At 62.9% G+C, this 16,731-nt stretch carries 16 protein-coding genes; 1 reads left to right on the top strand and 15 read right to left on the bottom strand.

Annotated elements, in window-relative coordinates; genetic code table 11:
* Window positions 1-177: 177 nt before the first annotated feature.
* From NKI22_RS26440 to NKI22_RS26505, 14 genes are all read right to left on the bottom strand, one after another.
* On the bottom strand, window positions 178-978 hold the full coding sequence (locus NKI22_RS26440; RefSeq protein ID WP_352496048.1) for a 3-methyl-2-oxobutanoate hydroxymethyltransferase: 801 nt from the start codon (window positions 976-978) through the stop codon (window positions 178-180).
* 37 nt (window positions 979-1,015) lie between these two features.
* The gene (locus tag NKI22_RS26445) at window positions 1,016-1,330 is read right to left on the bottom strand and encodes a MocE family 2Fe-2S type ferredoxin (RefSeq protein WP_352481591.1); all 315 of its coding nucleotides are present in this window, start codon (window positions 1,328-1,330) and stop codon (window positions 1,016-1,018) included.
* A gap of 42 nt (window positions 1,331-1,372) precedes the next feature.
* Window positions 1,373-2,461 (bottom strand): fatty acid desaturase family protein, encoded by a 1,089-nt coding sequence (locus NKI22_RS26450; protein ID WP_023721275.1) that lies wholly within the window; start codon window positions 2,459-2,461, stop codon window positions 1,373-1,375.
* 91 nt (window positions 2,462-2,552) lie between these two features.
* Window positions 2,553-3,734 (bottom strand): aldose 1-epimerase family protein, encoded by a 1,182-nt coding sequence (locus tag NKI22_RS26455; protein WP_352939389.1) that lies wholly within the window; start codon window positions 3,732-3,734, stop codon window positions 2,553-2,555.
* 34 nt (window positions 3,735-3,768) lie between these two features.
* Window positions 3,769-4,551 (bottom strand): ATP-binding cassette domain-containing protein, encoded by a 783-nt coding sequence (locus NKI22_RS26460; RefSeq protein ID WP_352481708.1) that lies wholly within the window; start codon window positions 4,549-4,551, stop codon window positions 3,769-3,771.
* On the bottom strand, window positions 4,548-5,552 hold the full coding sequence (locus NKI22_RS26465) for an ABC transporter permease (RefSeq protein ID WP_352496045.1): 1,005 nt from the start codon (window positions 5,550-5,552) through the stop codon (window positions 4,548-4,550). Before NKI22_RS26465 ends, NKI22_RS26460 begins: the two co-directional genes overlap by 4 nt.
* A 61-nt stretch (window positions 5,553-5,613) precedes the next feature.
* Window positions 5,614-6,555, bottom strand: coding sequence for a sugar ABC transporter substrate-binding protein (locus NKI22_RS26470; protein ID WP_352815671.1), 942 nt, complete (start codon window positions 6,553-6,555; stop codon window positions 5,614-5,616).
* A gap of 37 nt (window positions 6,556-6,592) precedes the next feature.
* Entirely contained in the window at window positions 6,593-7,507 is a 915-nt protein-coding gene (locus NKI22_RS26475; RefSeq protein ID WP_352815669.1) for a sugar phosphate isomerase/epimerase family protein, read from the bottom strand.
* Window positions 7,508-7,533: 26 nt separating this feature from the next.
* Entirely contained in the window at window positions 7,534-8,637 is a 1,104-nt protein-coding gene (locus NKI22_RS26480) for a Gfo/Idh/MocA family protein (RefSeq protein WP_352481597.1), read from the bottom strand.
* Between the two features lie 35 nt (window positions 8,638-8,672).
* Complete coding sequence (locus tag NKI22_RS26485; RefSeq protein ID WP_352481598.1) at window positions 8,673-9,746, bottom strand: ABC transporter ATP-binding protein; 1,074 nt, start codon at window positions 9,744-9,746, stop codon at window positions 8,673-8,675.
* A 1-nt stretch (window position 9,747) separates the two neighbouring features.
* Window positions 9,748-10,839, bottom strand: coding sequence for an ABC transporter ATP-binding protein (locus NKI22_RS26490; protein ID WP_352481599.1), 1,092 nt, complete (start codon window positions 10,837-10,839; stop codon window positions 9,748-9,750).
* The gene (locus tag NKI22_RS26495) at window positions 10,836-11,795 is read right to left on the bottom strand and encodes a carbohydrate ABC transporter permease (RefSeq protein WP_023721284.1); all 960 of its coding nucleotides are present in this window, start codon (window positions 11,793-11,795) and stop codon (window positions 10,836-10,838) included. Before NKI22_RS26495 ends, NKI22_RS26490 begins: the two co-directional genes overlap by 4 nt.
* Complete coding sequence (locus tag NKI22_RS26500) at window positions 11,792-12,652, bottom strand: carbohydrate ABC transporter permease (protein ID WP_023721285.1); 861 nt, start codon at window positions 12,650-12,652, stop codon at window positions 11,792-11,794. Before NKI22_RS26500 ends, NKI22_RS26495 begins: the two co-directional genes overlap by 4 nt.
* 77 nt (window positions 12,653-12,729) lie before the next feature.
* Entirely contained in the window at window positions 12,730-14,343 is a 1,614-nt protein-coding gene (locus NKI22_RS26505; protein WP_352481602.1) for an extracellular solute-binding protein, read from the bottom strand.
* Between the two features lie 373 nt (window positions 14,344-14,716).
* Between NKI22_RS26505 and NKI22_RS26510 the strand changes: the two genes are divergently transcribed.
* Entirely contained in the window at window positions 14,717-15,748 is a 1,032-nt protein-coding gene (locus tag NKI22_RS26510; RefSeq protein WP_352815667.1) for a LacI family DNA-binding transcriptional regulator, read from the top strand.
* Between the two features lie 63 nt (window positions 15,749-15,811).
* Here NKI22_RS26510 and NKI22_RS26515 read toward each other — a convergent pair whose 3' ends face one another.
* On the bottom strand, window positions 15,812-16,696 hold the full coding sequence (locus tag NKI22_RS26515) for a heme/hemin ABC transporter substrate-binding protein (RefSeq protein ID WP_352815666.1): 885 nt from the start codon (window positions 16,694-16,696) through the stop codon (window positions 15,812-15,814).
* Window positions 16,697-16,731: the final 35 nt, after the last annotated feature.

A 16,731-nucleotide genomic window follows, 5' to 3' on the forward strand; every position in this document is an offset into this window, starting at 1 on the left:
AAATGTCCGGCAAAACCGATGACGCACCGGTTTCAACTGCATTTGGCCGATGCCGTCCAGACATGGACCAACAAACTTTCGTGTGACATCGCAGCCGGCTATGCGATGACCTGGCCCTGCCGCCGAACCGGCGTTTTTACGATCCGCGATGGCGCTTCGCGCTGTTGCCGGTGTGTCTCATGCGGCTTCGATCTTCTCCAGGAACAGGCTGAGCTGGTCCGGATCCATGTGCACGACGTGCCTGTCTTCGGGATACGCCATACTGTTCACATCAGCGACATATTCGGAAAAGGCGGCGATGCGTTCGGCCTGCAGGCGGTCGTATTCGGCGGCGAAGTTGCGATAGACCTTGGAATGGCGCGGCATGTGGCCACGGTTCTGGCCGAGGATATCGTCTGCGAACAGGTATTGCGCATCGCAGCCGGTGCCCGCCCCCATCGATAGCATGATCAGCGAAGTGCGTTCCGAAATCGCCTTGGCCACCTCGACTGGCACCACCTCGATCTCGGCGCCGATCGCGCCGGCGGCCTCCAGTTGCTTCACCGCCTCGAACACCTGCATGGCGGTATCGGCGGTCTTGCCGACGGCCTTGAAGCCGCCGGTCCAGGTGGCGCGTGACGGGATGAGGCCGACATGCCCGATCACCGGAATTGCATCGTCGGCCATCCGTTTGATGGTGGCGTAGCCGGCGCTGCAATAGACCGCATCGGCGCTGGCCTTGTAGAGCCGGAACGCCCAGCGGACAAAATCATCCGCGGTGCCGATCTCGAAGAAATTCTCGCCCGGCATGGTGAACAGGCTGGGTGCCGCATCGCGGTATTGCGGATTGAGCACCAGCTCCGGCGGCACCGAGACGATATCGACGCCGGCGCGTTCGGCGGCCTCGGCCTCGTCCATCGTCAGCACGCGCAGCATGGTCAGCTGCCGCTTGCCCTTCATGGCGCGCAGGTCGGCGACGGTCGGTCTTTTCCGGCTCATGGATTTTGGTCCCCTTTGCTACGTGACAGAAGGCCGGTCAGGCGATCTGGATCATCACCTTGCCAGCTTCGACCTTGACTGGATAGGTCGCGAGATTGACGCAAACGGGAGCGCCCTTCGCCTGGCCGGTCTTGTAATTGAAGCGGCCATTGTGCTTGGGGCATTCGATGATGTCGTCCATGACAAGCCCGTCGGCCAGATGAGCCTGTTCATGCGTACAAAACCCGTCGGTGGCGAAGAATTCATCGTCCGGCGAACGGTAGATCGCGAAGGTGCGGCCGCCATGGTCGAAGCGGATGACATCTTCCTCTTCGACATCGTCCACGGCGCACGCTTCGACCCAATCGGCCATCTCTGCTTCTCCTGAAATTTCTGCGTTGCGCTCGTGCAGTGCCTACTCAGCCGCTGCCGACATGTTCACTTCGTGGAACTCGCCACGATAGGGCCGTGCCGTTGGCGGCAGTTCGCGCTTAAGGAAATAATCCTCGTATTTGAGCTGCCTGAGCAGGACCGGCCAGACCTCGCGATAGGCATGCCATATCGACGGGTTCGCCTCGGGCAGATCGTGCTTGATCAGTTCATGCAGCCTGGGCAGCGCGTGATACGGTACCATCGGGAACATGTGATGCTCGACGTGGTAGTTCATGTTCCAGTAGATGAACCGGCTGATCGGATTCATGTAGACGGTCCTGGTGTTGAGCCGGTGGTCGACGACGTTGTCGGCCAGACCGATATGCTGCAGCAGGCCGGTCAGCACCATGTGCCAGGTGCCGTAGAGGCGCGGCACGCCGATGAGCACCACCGGTATCCACGACCGCATGAACACGGCGAGCGCGATCGTCGCGATGTAGATCGCGATATGCCAGCGCGCCGCGATGACGGCCTTGTGCTGTTCCATCTCGGGAACGTAGCTTTTCTCGTCGGGCGTCAGCTTGCCGAACGCCTGGCGTACCAGCGCCGGAAGCGAATAGCGAAAATCGAGGATGCCGGTGAAAGCCAGCGCGGCACGCAGCAGGTCCGGCGGGCGCATCACGGCGATCTCGGCGTCGCGGCCGACGATGATCGTGTCCGTATGGTGCCGGGCATGGCTCCAGCGCCAGGTCACCGGATTGCGCATCAGCATGAAGCTGGCGATCTGGTAGACGACATCGTTCATCCAGCGCGTGCGGAAAGCCGTGCCGTGGCCGCATTCGTGCCAACGCGAGTCGCTGGAGGAGCCGTAGAGCACGCCGTAGACGAAGAAGAACGGCACGCACCACCAGGTGCCCCAGAAATAGATGGCGCCGGCGGCGGAGCCGAGGATGGCGATGATCCAGATGATCGTGTCGCGGATCGCCGGGCCGTCTGAGCGCTGCATCAACTCCTTGATCGCCTTGCGGGGGACATCGGTGTGGTACCACTCCGCCGAGGCCAGTCCCGTCTCGATCGCCCTGCGCGTGCTTTCGCCGACCAGGCTGTAATCGCGCTTTACCGTGCCAGCCATTGTGACCTCCAATTCCAGCTCGGCCGCGAACCCTCCCCGCTCCGGCCGGGACCAGCCTCCCAACTGGTGTCTCGTATCGTCCTAGCCATTATCACGACCTGCCTCCAAGAACAGGAAAACGGCCCGACGGCTGGGGATAATCCTGCTGCGGCTGCCTGGCGATTGCCGCGATCCGGCTCTCGGCGGCGGCGACCTCGCCGGCGCCGTCGAGAACCCGGAACACCGCATCGTACGAGCGGCTCTCGCCGTGCTCCAGCCAGATCATCTCGCCGCGTTCGCGCGCCGCCAGATTTCCCAGCACATGATGCGTCGACGGCTCGATGCCAAGCGCGTACTGTCCAGCCTGGAAATTCTGCCATTGGTAGGTGCAGGGCAATTGGTCCTTGCGCGTGACCACCTCGAACCCGAGGCCGAGCCTATCGTTGACCACCGCCACCGGGACTTCGCCGGTGCTGCCAGCGCCGAGCTCGTGCTGCCAGACCTGTTCGCTGAAACGCGGCTGCGGCGCCGGGACCGTGCGATAGCCGACCTTTTGCGCCTCATAACGCTCGCCGGCATGCCCGGCCCAAACGACATCCCTTATCGGCGCCAGATAGCGCGCGCCCTCGTCAAGCACCGGATGGCTGACATTGATGTGGTAGAAAAACATATGCGGTGTTCGGTTGAAACCGTGATTGACGACACGGTCCGAAAGCCGGATCTCGTTGCCGCCGACATCGGCCTCGATCCGCCGCAATAGATGCAGATCCTCGCCGAATACAGTCGATTGCTGGACGATGCCTTCGGCCCACAACACGCAGCGGTCGCCGTCCCAGGTCTCGCCGTAGCCACTCAGCCGCGCCGGGATGGTGCTGATGCGGCCATGCAGCGAATGGCGCACCGTCTTCTTCGGCGGATAGTTGTAGGTGTCGGCGGGTACCTCGTTCATGAACAATATATGGTCGAGGCCGCAGGTCAGTAGAAGGCCGGAAAACGACCGCGCCCAGGCCAGCCCGTCCTCGCCTTCATACTCGTGCAGGCCGGGATTGCGAAAGCCGCTCGGCGAATGCCAGCCGATCGCCTGGCCCTTGAAGTCGCAATCGGCGATATCGAGCGCCCGGTCGACCAGCGCGGTGAAGCGCAGGCCCGAGCCGGTGCGGAATTCGAGCATGCGGATGCCGCGCTCGACGCCGTCGCCAAGCGTCATCAGTCGCACGCCGGCGAACTGCGACAGCATGCCCGAGCGTTCCGAGACCTGCCGGCGCGACAGCGTCTTGCCGTAAAGCTCTACCATGTGACGGCCAGTTCCTTCACTTTGCTCCCGTCCTTCACTTGGCTCTCGTCTCCTTGAGCAGGGCCGACATGTCGGCGCCGGTGATGATACTTTCCACGGTCAGCAGGTCGGTGTCGGCGACCGTCTGCTCGGCGACGATCTCGCCGCGCCGCATGACGATGATGCGGTCGGCGACCTGGAAGACGTGATGGATGTTGTGGGTGATCAAAAGCACCGAGTGACCGGCGTCGCGCACTTCCTTGACGAAGCGCAGCACGCCGTGCGTTTCCTCGACGCCGAGATTGTTGGTCGGCTCGTCGAGGATGATGACCTTGGCGGCGAATTGCATGGCGCGCGAGATGGCGATCGACTGGCGTTCGCCGCCCGACAGCGTGCTGACCAGCGCATCGGCGTCGAGCTTCTTCGAGATGCCGACGCGCTTCAAAAGAGCCGAGGCGGCATCGCGCAATTGCGCGAGATCGAGCGGCGCGAACACACCCAGCCATTTGAGGTTGACCGGCTCGCGGCCGAGGAAAAGATTGCGCGCGATGCTGAGGTCCGGTGCCAGCGAGGTGTCCTGGTGGATGGTCTCGATGCCGAGATCCATCGCATCGCGCGTCGAGCGGATGGAGACCTTCTGGCCGCGCACATAGATGTCGCCGCGGTCGACCGGAAACACCCCGGAGATCGCCTTGATCAACGTCGATTTGCCGGCGCCGTTGTCGCCGAGCAAGGCCACCACTTCGCCCTCGTTGAGCGTGAAGGAGGCGCTCTTCAGGGCGCGGACGCTGCCGAAGGACTTTTGCAGGTTGTGCAGCCGAAGCACTTCCATGGTCAGCTCCTGGCGGCGTTCTTCTGCAGCAAAGCGTGCAGAATGAGCATGGCAAGGATGATGACGCCGACGAAGATGTTGTAGGCGAGCCCAGGCACGCCGATCAGCACGATGCCGTTGCGGATGCTGCGCAGCATCAGCGCGCCGACGATGGTGCCGAAAATGGTGCCTCGCCCACCGGTCAGCGCGGTGCCGCCGACCACCACCATGGCGATCACTTCGAGCTCGTAGCCGGTGCCTGCCACCGGCGAGGCGGCAGAAATGCGGAAGGCGCTGATCATGCCGGCGAGACCGGCCAGCACCGAGGTCAGGATGAACAGCCAGATCTTGACCGCATCGGCCGGCACACCACGCGCCACGGCGGCGTTACGGTTCGAGCCGATGGCGCTGATCCAGTTGCCGAGCTTGGCGTAGCGCAGCACATAGATCGCCAGTAGCGACAGGCCGATGAACCACCACAGCGAGGTATAGAAACGGAACGTTCCGATATTGAAGCTGCCGGCCAGCAGCGTCACGAAGAACCCTGGCTGGTCCCAGGACTTCAGCGGAAAGCCTTGGGTGATGTAGAGGGCCGCGCCTCGCACCACCAGCAGCATCGACAGCGTCACCAGGAAGGAGGAGATGCCGATCTTGGTGACGATCAGCCCGTTGATCGCACCGATCGCTATGCAGAGCAGCAGGCCGGCCAGCAGCGCCACGCCAATATCCACCCCGCCGTTCTGCACCAGCAGCATGACGACAACCGGCGCCAGTCCGAACACAGCACCGATCGAAAGGTCGAACTCGCCCGCCGTCAGAAGCAGCGTCATGCCGAGCGCGATGATGCCGAGCTCGGGCAGGAACGCCATCATGTTGGAGATGTTGAGCGGCGACAGGAAGTTCGCATCGGCGATCGCGAACACCGCCAGCAGGACGATCAGGATGACGAGCGACGAGAACTGCGGCGAGCGGATCAGGCTCGACCTGCGTTTGGCACGCGGCATTTCCTCTTCTGCGGCAATTGTCATGACAGCTCGAACCATACGCCAGGGTGAGGCCCGCCGCCTGCGCGGCGAGCGTCAGTTCCAATCACTTGTTGTAGAGTTTCAGGATCGGTTCGACGCTCGAGGCGTCGTAGAGGCTGAAAGTGTGGATGTCGTAGCCGATCGGTTCGCCGGCGGCGGCCAACCCGAGCAGCGCCACCGGCATGAAGCCCTGCGCCGACGGGAACTGCCAGGCAGCCGCGTTGACGAAACCGGCCTTGACGGACTCGGCCGTTTCCTTCGAATTGCCCCAGCCGACGACCGGAATCTTGCCGGCCGGCACGCCGGCGCCATCGAACACCCGCTTGACGCTGGCCGCGACGGAATCGCCGAGCGCGATGATTGCCGGCGGATTGTTGGCCACCATGTAGTCCGTCATCTTGGCGATGATGCCGGCCGGATCGGTGCCGCAATCGACCACGTCATATTTGATGCCGAGCGGATCGAAGACGCTGGCAATGCCTTCGGTCTCGAGCTGCTGGTAGCTGGCACCCGGCACTTCGACCGGCAGGAACACCTTGTCGCCCTGCTTCACCATTTTGTGGTCGACCAGATATTTCGCCCAGATGACACCGGCTTCCCTAAGGTCGGCGCCGACATAGGCTTGCCGGCCGGTTGCCGGATCGTCGGTGTTGAAGAACACGATCGGGATGCCGGCCGCCTTCGCTGCCTTGACCTCCTCGGTCCACAGGCCGGGCTGCGCCGAAGTCGTGGCGATGCCGTCCGGCTTGGCGGCGAGTGCCGAGTTGAAGGCTTCCTTCTGCGCCGCCATGTCGCCGCCGCTGAACGAGATCTTGCAGGTCACCTTGAGCTGGTCGCAGGCCTTGGTCGCGCCGGCATTCCAGTCGATCCAGAAGGCATCCGACGGGCCGCCATGCGACAACAGGTAGAACGTCTTCGGGGCGTCCTGCGCCACCGCCGGAGTACCCAGCGTTGCACCGGCTAGAACCGTCGCGGCAGCCGCGATTTTCAACGCGAATTTCAACATTTCTCTTCCTCCCTTGTTTCGTAGCCGAACCGCGCCATCACAGTCCGTTGGCGCGGAATTTCCCATCGAGGAATTTCTTGGCGCGCGGCACGTCGTCTTCCGAAAGATGCTCGATGATGACCGGGATGTTCGGGTGCTTTTCGGCCAGCCGCTTGAGATAAAGGTCGTAGTTCAGCGAACCGAGGCCGGGCGCCGGCAGCTCGATCTCACCGACGCCGCGGAAAGTGTGGCTCTCCAGCGCGTCCTCGTCGCCAATGTCTGCGTGCTTCTCCGACTTGTCGCCGCCGGAACGCTTGACGTCCTTGGCGTGGGCGATCTCGATCTTGTCGGTCAGCGTGTCGAACACCTGGTTCAGGATCTGATCCATCCGGTCGATATTGTGGGTTTCGAAATAGTTGGTCGGGTCCATCAACAGGCCGAGGCCTGGGTGGTCGACCTGCGCGAACATCCTCACCGTCTCCTCGACCGAGCCGACGACATTGTTGACATAGGTTTCGAGCAGGAAGACCGCGCCGTGGTCATAGGCCGTCTGGGCAAGGTCGGCGATGACCTTGCGGCATTCCTCGAACCCTTCCTCGGTCTTGTTCTTCGGGTGATGCACCCAGTCGGATTCGGTGTTGTAGGTACCCGTTTCCGAGATCACGTAAGGGGTGCCGAAATGGCGCGCGTTGCGGATGATCTCCTTCAAATAGCCGACGCGCCTCTCGCGCTCGCCCATATCCGGATGGATGATGTTGGTGTAGCCCGACACACAGCAGATCGGCAGATTGTGGTCGCGGAACGTATCGCGGACGGTCTTGGCCTTGTCCTTGGTGATCTGCCCGGACGACAGGTCGATATCCCTGAAATGCAGGTCGAGCTGCACGGTGTTGAAATCGAGCGCACGGATCTTCTGCGCGGTTTCCTTGAGGCCATACGGGAAATAACCCGTGAAAATACCTGCCTGCATCATGGTGTGAATTCCTCCCTGTAAGTGATTCAGTCAGTTGATATTTCGGAAAGCTTGACCGTCCGGCCTTTGTCGATCGAGCGGTAGCCGGCTTCGACCAGCGCCATGGTCTTGACATTGTCCGCGACGGACAGCGCTGGCGGCTCGCCCGTCTTAACCGCGTGCTGAAGCTGCTCCATGACGCCGATGAAAGCATGCGGGAACCACATCGTGTCCCAGCTGGGTGTCACCCATTGACCATCGGTGGTCTCGGTCGAGGCGTAGGTCAGCGTCGACGCAGCGCCCGTCGGCCAGCCGATGGTGCCTTTGGCGACACCCTTGGTGCCGTCCACGCGCCAGTTGATGTGCTGGTCGTCCTGGTAGCCCTCCTGGCGCGGACCGGACCAGACATCCTCCAGCGATACGGCAAGCACGCCGGACGGGAACCGCAGCGTCGACACGATGATGCCGTCCGAATGATCAAAGCGGGTGCGCGGATCCTTGCGGGTCAGGGTGGTGATCTCCAGGGGATCGCCGAACAGGAAGCGCAGTACGTCGAGATGGTGGACGCTCATATTGGCGAGCGTCAGCCGGTCATAGTCCTCGAGGAAGGTCTGCCAGTGCGGGATCGCATGCATGTCGATCTGGGCGAAGACGATGTCGCCCAGCGCGCCGCTGTCGATGATCTGCTTCAAGACGCGCATCGACTGGTCGTAACGCATGTTCTGGTTGACCGAGAGGATCTTGCCGGCCTTGGCCGCCTCGTCGCGCAGTTTGACGGCTTCATCGAGCGACAGCGCCAGTGGCTTCTGCGCCAGGATCGCCTTGATATGTGCTTGGTTCAGCGCATGGCGGATCAGCGCCGGCTGCTGGTCCGGCGGAAAGGCAAGATCGATGATCTCGACGTTCTTGTCCTCGATGAGTTGTTCCGGCGTGTTGTGGACGGTCGGGATATCCCAGCGCTTGGCGACCTTCTCGGCGCTGGCCTTGGTGCGCGAGGCGATCGCCACCACCGGAAAACCGGCTTCCTTGTAGGCGGCAAGGTGACATTCGGCCATGATCATACCGGCGCCGACGCAGCCGATCCTGTATTCCCTGGTGCGGACTTTAACGTCCGGCTCGAAGCCGTTGCCCGCTATTTCTTCGCTTGCCATATGTTCCTCCCGAAGCTCGTTTCTTGCAGCCGCCGTCATCTTGCCAGCGCTTCCCCGCTTTGCCCGAAATAATGCACCCTGCCCGGCTCGCAGGATATCGCCACCATCGCGTCCGGCCTGATGTCCGGCTGGCCGCGCAACAGCGCCCGCAGGCGCGCCTGCCCGGCGGCGAGCGTCACCACGGTGTAGCCGCCGAGCGGCTCGACCTCGAACACTCGCGCCGGGCGGCCCGCGCCCCCGTCCGAGATTCCATCCGACCAGGCCTTGACCTTGATGTCTTCCGGCCTGAGCCCGATCTCGACGGCATCGGCCGGCGCCGCCTTGTCCGCGATGCGGATCGTGCCTTCGGCCGCCTCCACGCCTTCCGCGCCGTGCACCGACTTCAATATGTTCATCATCGGCGAGCCGAGCAGCCGCGCCACATAGGTGCTGGCCGGCCGGTCATAGATCTCGGCCGGCGCGCCGATCTGCCTGATCTTGCCGCTCTCCAGTATGGCCATGCGGTCGGCGACCGACATCGCCTCTTCCTGGTCGTGCGTGACATAGATCAGCGTCTTGCCGAGCTCGCGCTGGATGCGCTTGAGCTCGACGCGCGTCTCCTCGCGCAGCCGGGCGTCGAGCGCCGAGATCGGATCGTCCATCAAATAGGCAGCCGGATCACGCACCAGCGCGCGGGCGATCGCGACGCGCTGCCGCTCACCGCCGGAAAGCTGCGCCGGCGGTTTGTGCAGGATATGTCTGATATGCAGCTTGGCCGCGACATCGGCGACGCGTTTTTCGATCTCGGCTTCTGCCACCTTCCGCTCGACCAAAGGAAAACGGATGTTGTCGCGCGCGCTCATATGCGGGAACAGCGCCAGATTCTGGAACACCATGGCGACATTGCGCTCCGCCGGCGACACCGTGTTGACCGGCTTGCCGCCAATCAGGATCTCGCCCGTGTCCGGGGTTTCCAGCCCGAGCACCAGACGGAGTATCGTCGACTTGCCCGACAGCGGCGGCCCGAAGAAGCAGAAGAACTCGTTGTCGTTGACCGCGAACGAGGCATCGTCGACAGCCAGCGTGCCGCCATAGCGTTTTGTCACATTACGGAAAACGATATCGGCCATCTCAACCTGCTCTCAACGCAAGGCCGGTAGCGGCGTCGAAGACGCGCACCGCCTCCGCCGCAGGCGCGACGACGGCTGTCTGCCCGATCGCCAGCCCGACATCATTGTCGAACACCGCCTTCACCGCGGTCTCTCCCTCGCCAAGATGGATGATGGTGCGCGCGCCGATCCGCTCGACGAAACTCACCGGCATGCAGAGGCCACGGCCGCTTTCGGCCAGCGTCACCTGCTCCGGTCGAAAGCCATAAAACACCTCGCCGCGCATCCGGCTGGCGGCATCGGCGATCTCGACCGGCAGCGGCGGCGTCGCCCCGAGTGGGCCAAGATCGACGACCAGGCCACGGTCACTTTCCGCCAACCAGCCCTTGAGCAGGTTCATGCCCGGCGCACCGATGAAGCGGGCGACGAAGACGTTGGCCGGGTTGTTGTAGACTTCCAGTGGCGTGCCGACCTGCTGCAGCACGCCGTGGTCCATCACCGCGATGCGGTCGGCCATGGTCATCGCTTCGAGCTGATCGTGGGTGACGTAGACCATGGTCTGCCGGAACTGCCGCTGCAGTTGCTTCAATTCGGTCCGCATCACCGCCCGGAAGGCGGCGTCGACATTGGACAGTGGCTCGTCGAGCAGGAAGATCGCCGGCTCCATGATCGCCGAACGGCCAATCGCCACCCGCTGCAATATGTTGACCGAAAGCCGGTCGGCCTTGCGGTCGAGCAGCGGCGTCAGCTGCAGCATCTCGGCAATGGCGCCGACGCGGCGGTCGATCTCGGCCTTTGGTGCGCCGCGCATTTTCGGGCCGTAGGCGAGGTTCTGCCGCACGCTCATATGAGTGAAGATCGCATAGTTCTGGAAGACGAAGCCGACGCCGCGCCGCCCCATCGGCACGCCGGCCATGTCGCGTTCGCCGAACAGGATCTTGCCGCTGGTCGGCTCTTCCATGCCGGCGATCATGTTCATCGTCGTCGACTTGCCGCAGCCGGACGGCCCGAGCAGCGCCATGAACTCGCCGTCGGCAATGGCCAGATCCATCGTCTGCAGCGCAGTGAAGTCGCCAAATTTCTTGACAAGGTTTTGCAGATGGATCGTGCTCATGCCGCCACCTCGCGTACCCGGGCCATGCGTTTCATGGCAAACACAGCGGCGATGGACAGCACGATCAATATGGCCAGCGCGATTGCCGCCACATAGCCCCAGATCAGGTCCTGCGTGGTGAGCTTGTAGATGTAAACGGAGATGGTTTCGGTAGCGACCCCGGGACCGCCGCCGGTCATGATGTAGAGGGTGTCGAATATTTTGAAGTTCTCGATCACCCGGATCGCCAGCGCAATGATGATGATCGTCTTCATCTTCGGCAGCACGATGGTGACGAAGCGCTGCCAGGGGTTGGCGCCGAGCAGCGTCGCCGCCTTGATCTGGTCCTCCGGCACGCCGACCAGGCCGGCAAGCAGGATCAGGAACATTAGCGGCGTCCACTGCCAGATGTCGGCGACCATCACCGCGATCAGCGCCAGCGTCGGATCCGAGAGCCAGGCGATGGTGACGGGAAAGCCTGACATCGCCGACAGGATGTCGTTGACCGGGCCGCCCGACTGAAACAGCATGAAGAACATGTAGCCGGCCACCGCCGGCACCACCATCATCGGCATCAAGAGGATCGAATAGAAGATCCGCTTGCCGGGAAACTCGTCGGCAAACAGCGTCGCCAGCGCGAGGCCGAGCAGGAACTCCGCCGGCACGCAGACGATCATGACGATGGCCGTGCGCTTCAGCGCGCTCCAGAAGCGCGCGTCCGCGGCAAGGTCGGTGTAATTGGCGAAACTGTTCCACATCGACCAGGCATTCCACCAGCCGGTGCCCGACAGCGGCGACCAGTCGGTCAGGCTGATGTAGAGCTGCATCAGCAGCGGGAAGACGGCGATGAACAGCACCAGGATCTGCGCCGGCAGGGTCAGCCGGAATCCGAGCCGCGCGCCCTCGTCCGGCAACACCGACGCCGCCTTGGAGGCTTGCATGTCGCCCTCCGAAATCGTGGCTGTCACCGAGCTCATTGCTTGAGCGCCCCGAAGGTCAGCCCGCGCACCAGATGACGCTGGATGGCGATGCCCATGATCACCGGCGGCACCGCGGCGATCAGGCCGAGAGCTGCCTTGGCGCCGTAGAGCTGTCCGGTCATCGAGGAGGACAGCGAGGCCATGTAGACCGGGACCGTGACCCATTCGCGCGTCGTCAGAAGCAGCGCAATCAGATAGTCCGACCAGTTGAGGATGAAGACGAACAGCGCGGCACTGGCCAGCGGCGCCCGCATCATCGGCAGCGTGATGCGGGTGAAGACGCGCCACCGCGAACAGCCCTCGACCAGTGCCGCCTCCTCGATCTCGCGCGGCATGTCGTCGAAGAAGGTCTTCATCAGCCAGAAGGCGAAAGGCAGCGTGACGATGCCGTAGATCAGCGACAGCCCCCACCAGCTGTCGGTGAAGTTGAGGAAGGCCCACATGATCATCACCGGGGTCATGACCGCCATCGGCGGAAACAGGCGAAGCTGGATCAGCGCCAGCGGCAGGTTCTGGCCCGAGTTGAAGCGCGACAGCCCGTAGGCCGCCGCTGTGCCCGCCGACATGGCGATCGCCGTGCCGAACGTGGCCGACAGCAGCGACGACAGGATCGGCTTCAAAGCTGTGCGGTCGAGCGCGACGATAAGATTGTTGGTCGATTCACCGAAGACGAAGCGGAAATTGCTGAGTGTCGGGTTCTTCGGCCACCAGGTCAGGTCGGCGCCGGTCGCCGACCATTCGGCGATCGGCTTGAACGCCATCGACATCATCCACAGGATCGGCACCAGCGTCACCGCCATTGCCGCAAAGATCGCGGCATAGCGGAATATCTCGAAAGGAACTGAACGCTTCATCTTGCGGCTTTGCTGGGTCCTTCGTTATCGAGGGGAAGAGCAATCACTCCTCCCCTCTTTGGTAAGATCCGGGAGGATCAGGCGATCGGATCGAGAACGGTGGGCCAGGCCTCCTTGTTGGTCTTGATGGCTTCGAGAAGCTTCTCCTCGCCGGTGCGGCGGGCAATCTTCTTCCACTCGGCCTCGGTGTCGGCCATCGCCTGCTCTGCTGTCTTGGCCTTGGTCAGCGCGGCGACGAGGTTCTCGTCCAGCGCATTGTGGAAGGCGGTGGCGCCGGGATAGTTGATGGTGGGCACGGTGCGGGCGACCGTCTCGCGCACCACGTCCATGTGGTAAGCATGATAGGTCTGGCGGACCAGCGGATCGGAGAAATCCGACAGCCGGAACGGATCGAAGTAACCGCCCGGGTTGGCGGTCATCCACGCATAGATGCGACTAGATCCCAGCCATTGCAGGAACAGGTAGCAGGCCTCCGGGTTCTTGGCCTGCGAAGACACCGACGCCGACAGATTGAGCCACAGCACCGAACGGCTGACCAGCTTGCCGTCGATCTCGCGGCCGGGCGGCAGCATCGAGCCGATCTTGCCGGTGACAGCTGAATCCTTGTTGCCGGCATTATCGAGGAATTTCGGCAGATTGGAGAAGGCGCAGGTCATGGCCGCACCGCCCTTTGCGAAATTGCCGTACTGCTCCGGCCAGCCCCAGGAGATCGCATCCGGCGAATGGTGCGCAAGCGACGCGATGTACTCGCTGGTCGCCGCAATACCTTGCTCCGAATTGATCAGCGGCTTGCCGGTATCGTCGAACAAGAACTGATTGGGCGAAGCCATTGAGACATAACGCTGATACCAGTTGGTATAGCCCCAGCCCTGGTTGCGCAGATCGGTCGAGCCGAACAGGCCCTTGTCCGGGCGCTGGAAGAAGGCTGCGATCTCGTCATGCTGCTTCCAGGTCTTCGGCGCCGCCAGTTCATAGTCGTATTTGTCGGAGAAGGCCTTCTTCTCGGCTGCGTCGCCGAACAGATCGGTGCGGTAGACCCAGGTCTGGAAGTCGCCATCCAGCGACACGCCATAGGTCGAGCCGCGATACTGATTGAGCAGCGAGACGCCCTTGGCGCCATTGACATAGCCGCGCTCGGGATCGTCCCATTCCGGCTTGTACTGCGCGACGAAGTCGTCGAGCTTGAGGATGCCCCCGGTTTCGGCGAGGTCGCCAAGACGGTTCCATTCGACCGCGTAGATGTCATACGCCCCACCCTTGGTGGAGATGTCCTGCATCGTCTTGGTGAATTCCTGGCCATTCGGCACACCGACGATCTCGAGCGGAATACCGGTTTCCTTCTCCCAGAGATCCTTGATCGACGGCGCACCGGCCGGAAACGGCTGTGTCAATTGGCCGATCGAACCATCGGACAGGCCAAGCACGATCTTGGCCGGCGCCTTGCCGGCGCCCTTCATCGCCTTGGCCGCCTCAATGGCGCGGCCCTCGGGCGTGTCGGCGCCATATTGATAGCGCTCCGAGCCGTCGAAGCCCGTCGGGCCACCGATCATGCCGGGCGCCAGGGCATCGGCCGCATAGGCACGGCTTGGGCGAATGAATTTCGGTGCGATACCTGCGGCAGCAACAAGGACTGCCGCCTTTCCACCGGACGCCAGCAAACGGCGCCGCGACACGCGGATCAAATTCGACATTGGAACTCCTCCCTCAGGGCCTTGTTCCTCCACGGCCCTTATGATGGATATTGACGGCACTATACGAAGCCTGTCAACATCATAAATAATCAAGACGCCTCATAACATCTCATGGGAGGGGACGAATGGCGTGTATCAAGGCACTCACACTGAAGCCGGTGCTTGAATTTGAGGGAGCCAGGCTGCCCACCTCCCCGCTTTGGTCCGTTTCGGCATTTTGGTGTAGCGCGGCAGCTTGCGTATCGGCCAAGGCTGGTTACATCATTTCCCATCAGAATCGCGGCTGGCGATGAAGCTGCCGCTTCGACAGCGGACCCATGAAATGCGTAATCTCGATGCGCCCTTGGCGCATTTTGGAATGAGGTGATCGACAGTGCGGTCCACCCTGACAGACATAGCCCGGGAAGCCGGCGTTTCCGCCGCCACGGTCGACCGTGTGCTCAACAACCGCGCCGGGGTCAGGGCGCGCACCCGCGAGGTCGTGCTCGAAACGGCGCAACGGCTTGGCTATATCGCTGAAAATTCGAATAATCCGAACTCGCGCAACGCGATACCTGGTGAGGTTATACGGCTCGATTTCGCCCTGCCCGCCGGCACCAATTCCTTCATCAAGATGCTGCACCGCCAGATCGAGGCGCAGGCGCAGTCGCGGCCGGACCTCGACGTCCGCGTCGCCACTATCGAAGGCTTCAATCCGGACCGGCTTGCCCGTCTGCTGCAGGAACTGCACGGGCAGACGCAAGGCGTCGGTGTGATCGCGCTCGACCATCCGACGGTCCGCGAGGCGATCCGCTCGCTTTCGGCCAGCGGCGTCAAGGTCGTCACCATCGCTTCCGACATCCTGCATGTGCCGAGGGTTGCCTATATCGGCATCGACAACCGCGCCGCCGGCCGGCTCGCCGGCTACCTGCTCAACCGCTTCATGGGCGCGGAGCGTCCGGGCAAGGTCGCGCTGTTCGCCGGTTCGCTCTCCTACCGCGGCCACGAAGAGCGCGAGATGGGCTTCCGCCACATACTGACGGAAGAATCGCCCAATCTGCAGATCGTCGAGATGCGCGAAATGCTCGACGATCGGGAAAAGGCCTATTCGGAGGCTTCCGCCCTGCTGGACCGGCACCCGGATCTGGCCGCCATCTACAATGTCGGCGCCGGCAACACCGGCATCGCCCGCGCGCTAAGGGAACGCGGGCGTGCACTGTCGACCGTCTTTCTCGGCCATGAGGTAACGGAAGGCACCAAGGAGCTTTTGCTCGACGGCACGCTCGACGCGGTCATCGACCAGAACCCGCGAGTCGAAGCCCGCGAGGCGCTCAACACCTTGACCCATGCGGTCAGGGGATTGCCTTACGAGTTGCACCAGCCAAGACTGCAGGTGATCTTCAGGGAAAGCATCCCGGAGATCTGAACGGAAGCTTGGGGTAGATGGGGCGCGAGTACCCACTGAACATGACGTCATAAAGTTCATGACTTAGTCGGCGCCTGCTGTCTCCGGATACAGCGCCTGCGCCAGATCGCGGATCGCATCGGCGGTGCGCGGGCCAAAGCCGACCATATAGGCGCCGTCCAATACGATCAGCGCCTTTGCCTTCGCCGCCGGCGTGGCGCTCAGCGCGCGCGTGGCGAACACCTGCTCGGCGGTGGGTCCGCCCTTGCCGTCGCTCATCATCAGGATGACGTCGGGCGCCATTTCGATCAGCTTCTCCTCCGACGCTGCCTTGTAACCCTGCACTACGGCCATCGGATTGATGCCGCCGGCATAGCGGATGATCGCGTCGGCCGCAGTGCCCGCACCGGCAGCACTCAGCCGCACGAGGCCGTGGAAGAACACCACCTTCTTGCGTCGCTCGGCCGGCATTTTCGCGGCGAGGTCGGTAGCGGCCTGGAAGGCGTCGAGCACTTGCCTTGAAACCTTCCTGCCCTTGTCCTCGAGGTGGAGCGAGGCGGCAATCAACGTAATCTTGTGGTCGATGCCTTGAGGACTGTTGTCTTCCGGGACAAGGACAATCGGGATCGCCAGCGATTTGAGCACTTCGATCGCCTCCGGCGGCCCGCTGTCTTCGGCCGCCAGGATCAGGTCCGGGCGAAGCGCAACCAAGCCTTCGGCGGACAACTGGCGCCGGTAGCCGACATTGGGCTTTTGCGCGACGGAAGCGGGATATTTGCTGCCGCGATCGACGGCGATGATCCGCTCGCCGGCACCCAGCGCATCGACGATCTCGGTAACATCGGAACCGAGTGTCAGGATCCTGGTTCCCGGACCGGTCGCGACGGTGCGCCCCGATGCATCGACAACCGTCTCGGCGGCCAGCGCCTTGAAGCCGCAAGACGGCGCAAGAGCAGAAAGCGCCAGCATCAGCACCGTCACCATCCCGCCCAATTGAAACCAGC

Source organism: Mesorhizobium sp. M0778 (assembly GCF_040320105.1).
Lineage (GTDB): Bacteria > Pseudomonadota > Alphaproteobacteria > Rhizobiales > Rhizobiaceae > Mesorhizobium.

Coding starts and splice junctions, on each gene's coding strand:
- NKI22_RS26515 (WP_352815666.1), bottom strand. CDS start 16,696: ATGCTGGCGCTTTCTGCTCTTGCGCCGTCTTGCGGCTTCAAGGCGCTG.
- NKI22_RS26495 (WP_023721284.1), bottom strand. CDS start 11,795: ATGAGCTCGGTGACAGCCACGATTTCGGAGGGCGACATGCAAGCCTCC.
- NKI22_RS26440 (WP_352496048.1), bottom strand. CDS start 978: ATGAGCCGGAAAAGACCGACCGTCGCCGACCTGCGCGCCATGAAGGGC.
- NKI22_RS26475 (WP_352815669.1), bottom strand. CDS start 7,507: ATGATGCAGGCAGGTATTTTCACGGGTTATTTCCCGTATGGCCTCAAG.
- NKI22_RS26470 (WP_352815671.1), bottom strand. CDS start 6,555: ATGTTGAAATTCGCGTTGAAAATCGCGGCTGCCGCGACGGTTCTAGCC.
- NKI22_RS26485 (WP_352481598.1), bottom strand. CDS start 9,746: ATGGCCGATATCGTTTTCCGTAATGTGACAAAACGCTATGGCGGCACG.
- NKI22_RS26465 (WP_352496045.1), bottom strand. CDS start 5,552: ATGACAATTGCCGCAGAAGAGGAAATGCCGCGTGCCAAACGCAGGTCG.
- NKI22_RS26445 (WP_352481591.1), bottom strand. CDS start 1,330: ATGGCCGATTGGGTCGAAGCGTGCGCCGTGGACGATGTCGAAGAGGAA.
- NKI22_RS26500 (WP_023721285.1), bottom strand. CDS start 12,652: ATGAAGCGTTCAGTTCCTTTCGAGATATTCCGCTATGCCGCGATCTTT.
- NKI22_RS26455 (WP_352939389.1), bottom strand. CDS start 3,734: ATGGTAGAGCTTTACGGCAAGACGCTGTCGCGCCGGCAGGTCTCGGAA.
- NKI22_RS26490 (WP_352481599.1), bottom strand. CDS start 10,839: ATGAGCACGATCCATCTGCAAAACCTTGTCAAGAAATTTGGCGACTTC.
- NKI22_RS26480 (WP_352481597.1), bottom strand. CDS start 8,637: ATGGCAAGCGAAGAAATAGCGGGCAACGGCTTCGAGCCGGACGTTAAA.
- NKI22_RS26505 (WP_352481602.1), bottom strand. CDS start 14,343: ATGTCGAATTTGATCCGCGTGTCGCGGCGCCGTTTGCTGGCGTCCGGT.
- NKI22_RS26450 (WP_023721275.1), bottom strand. CDS start 2,461: ATGGCTGGCACGGTAAAGCGCGATTACAGCCTGGTCGGCGAAAGCACG.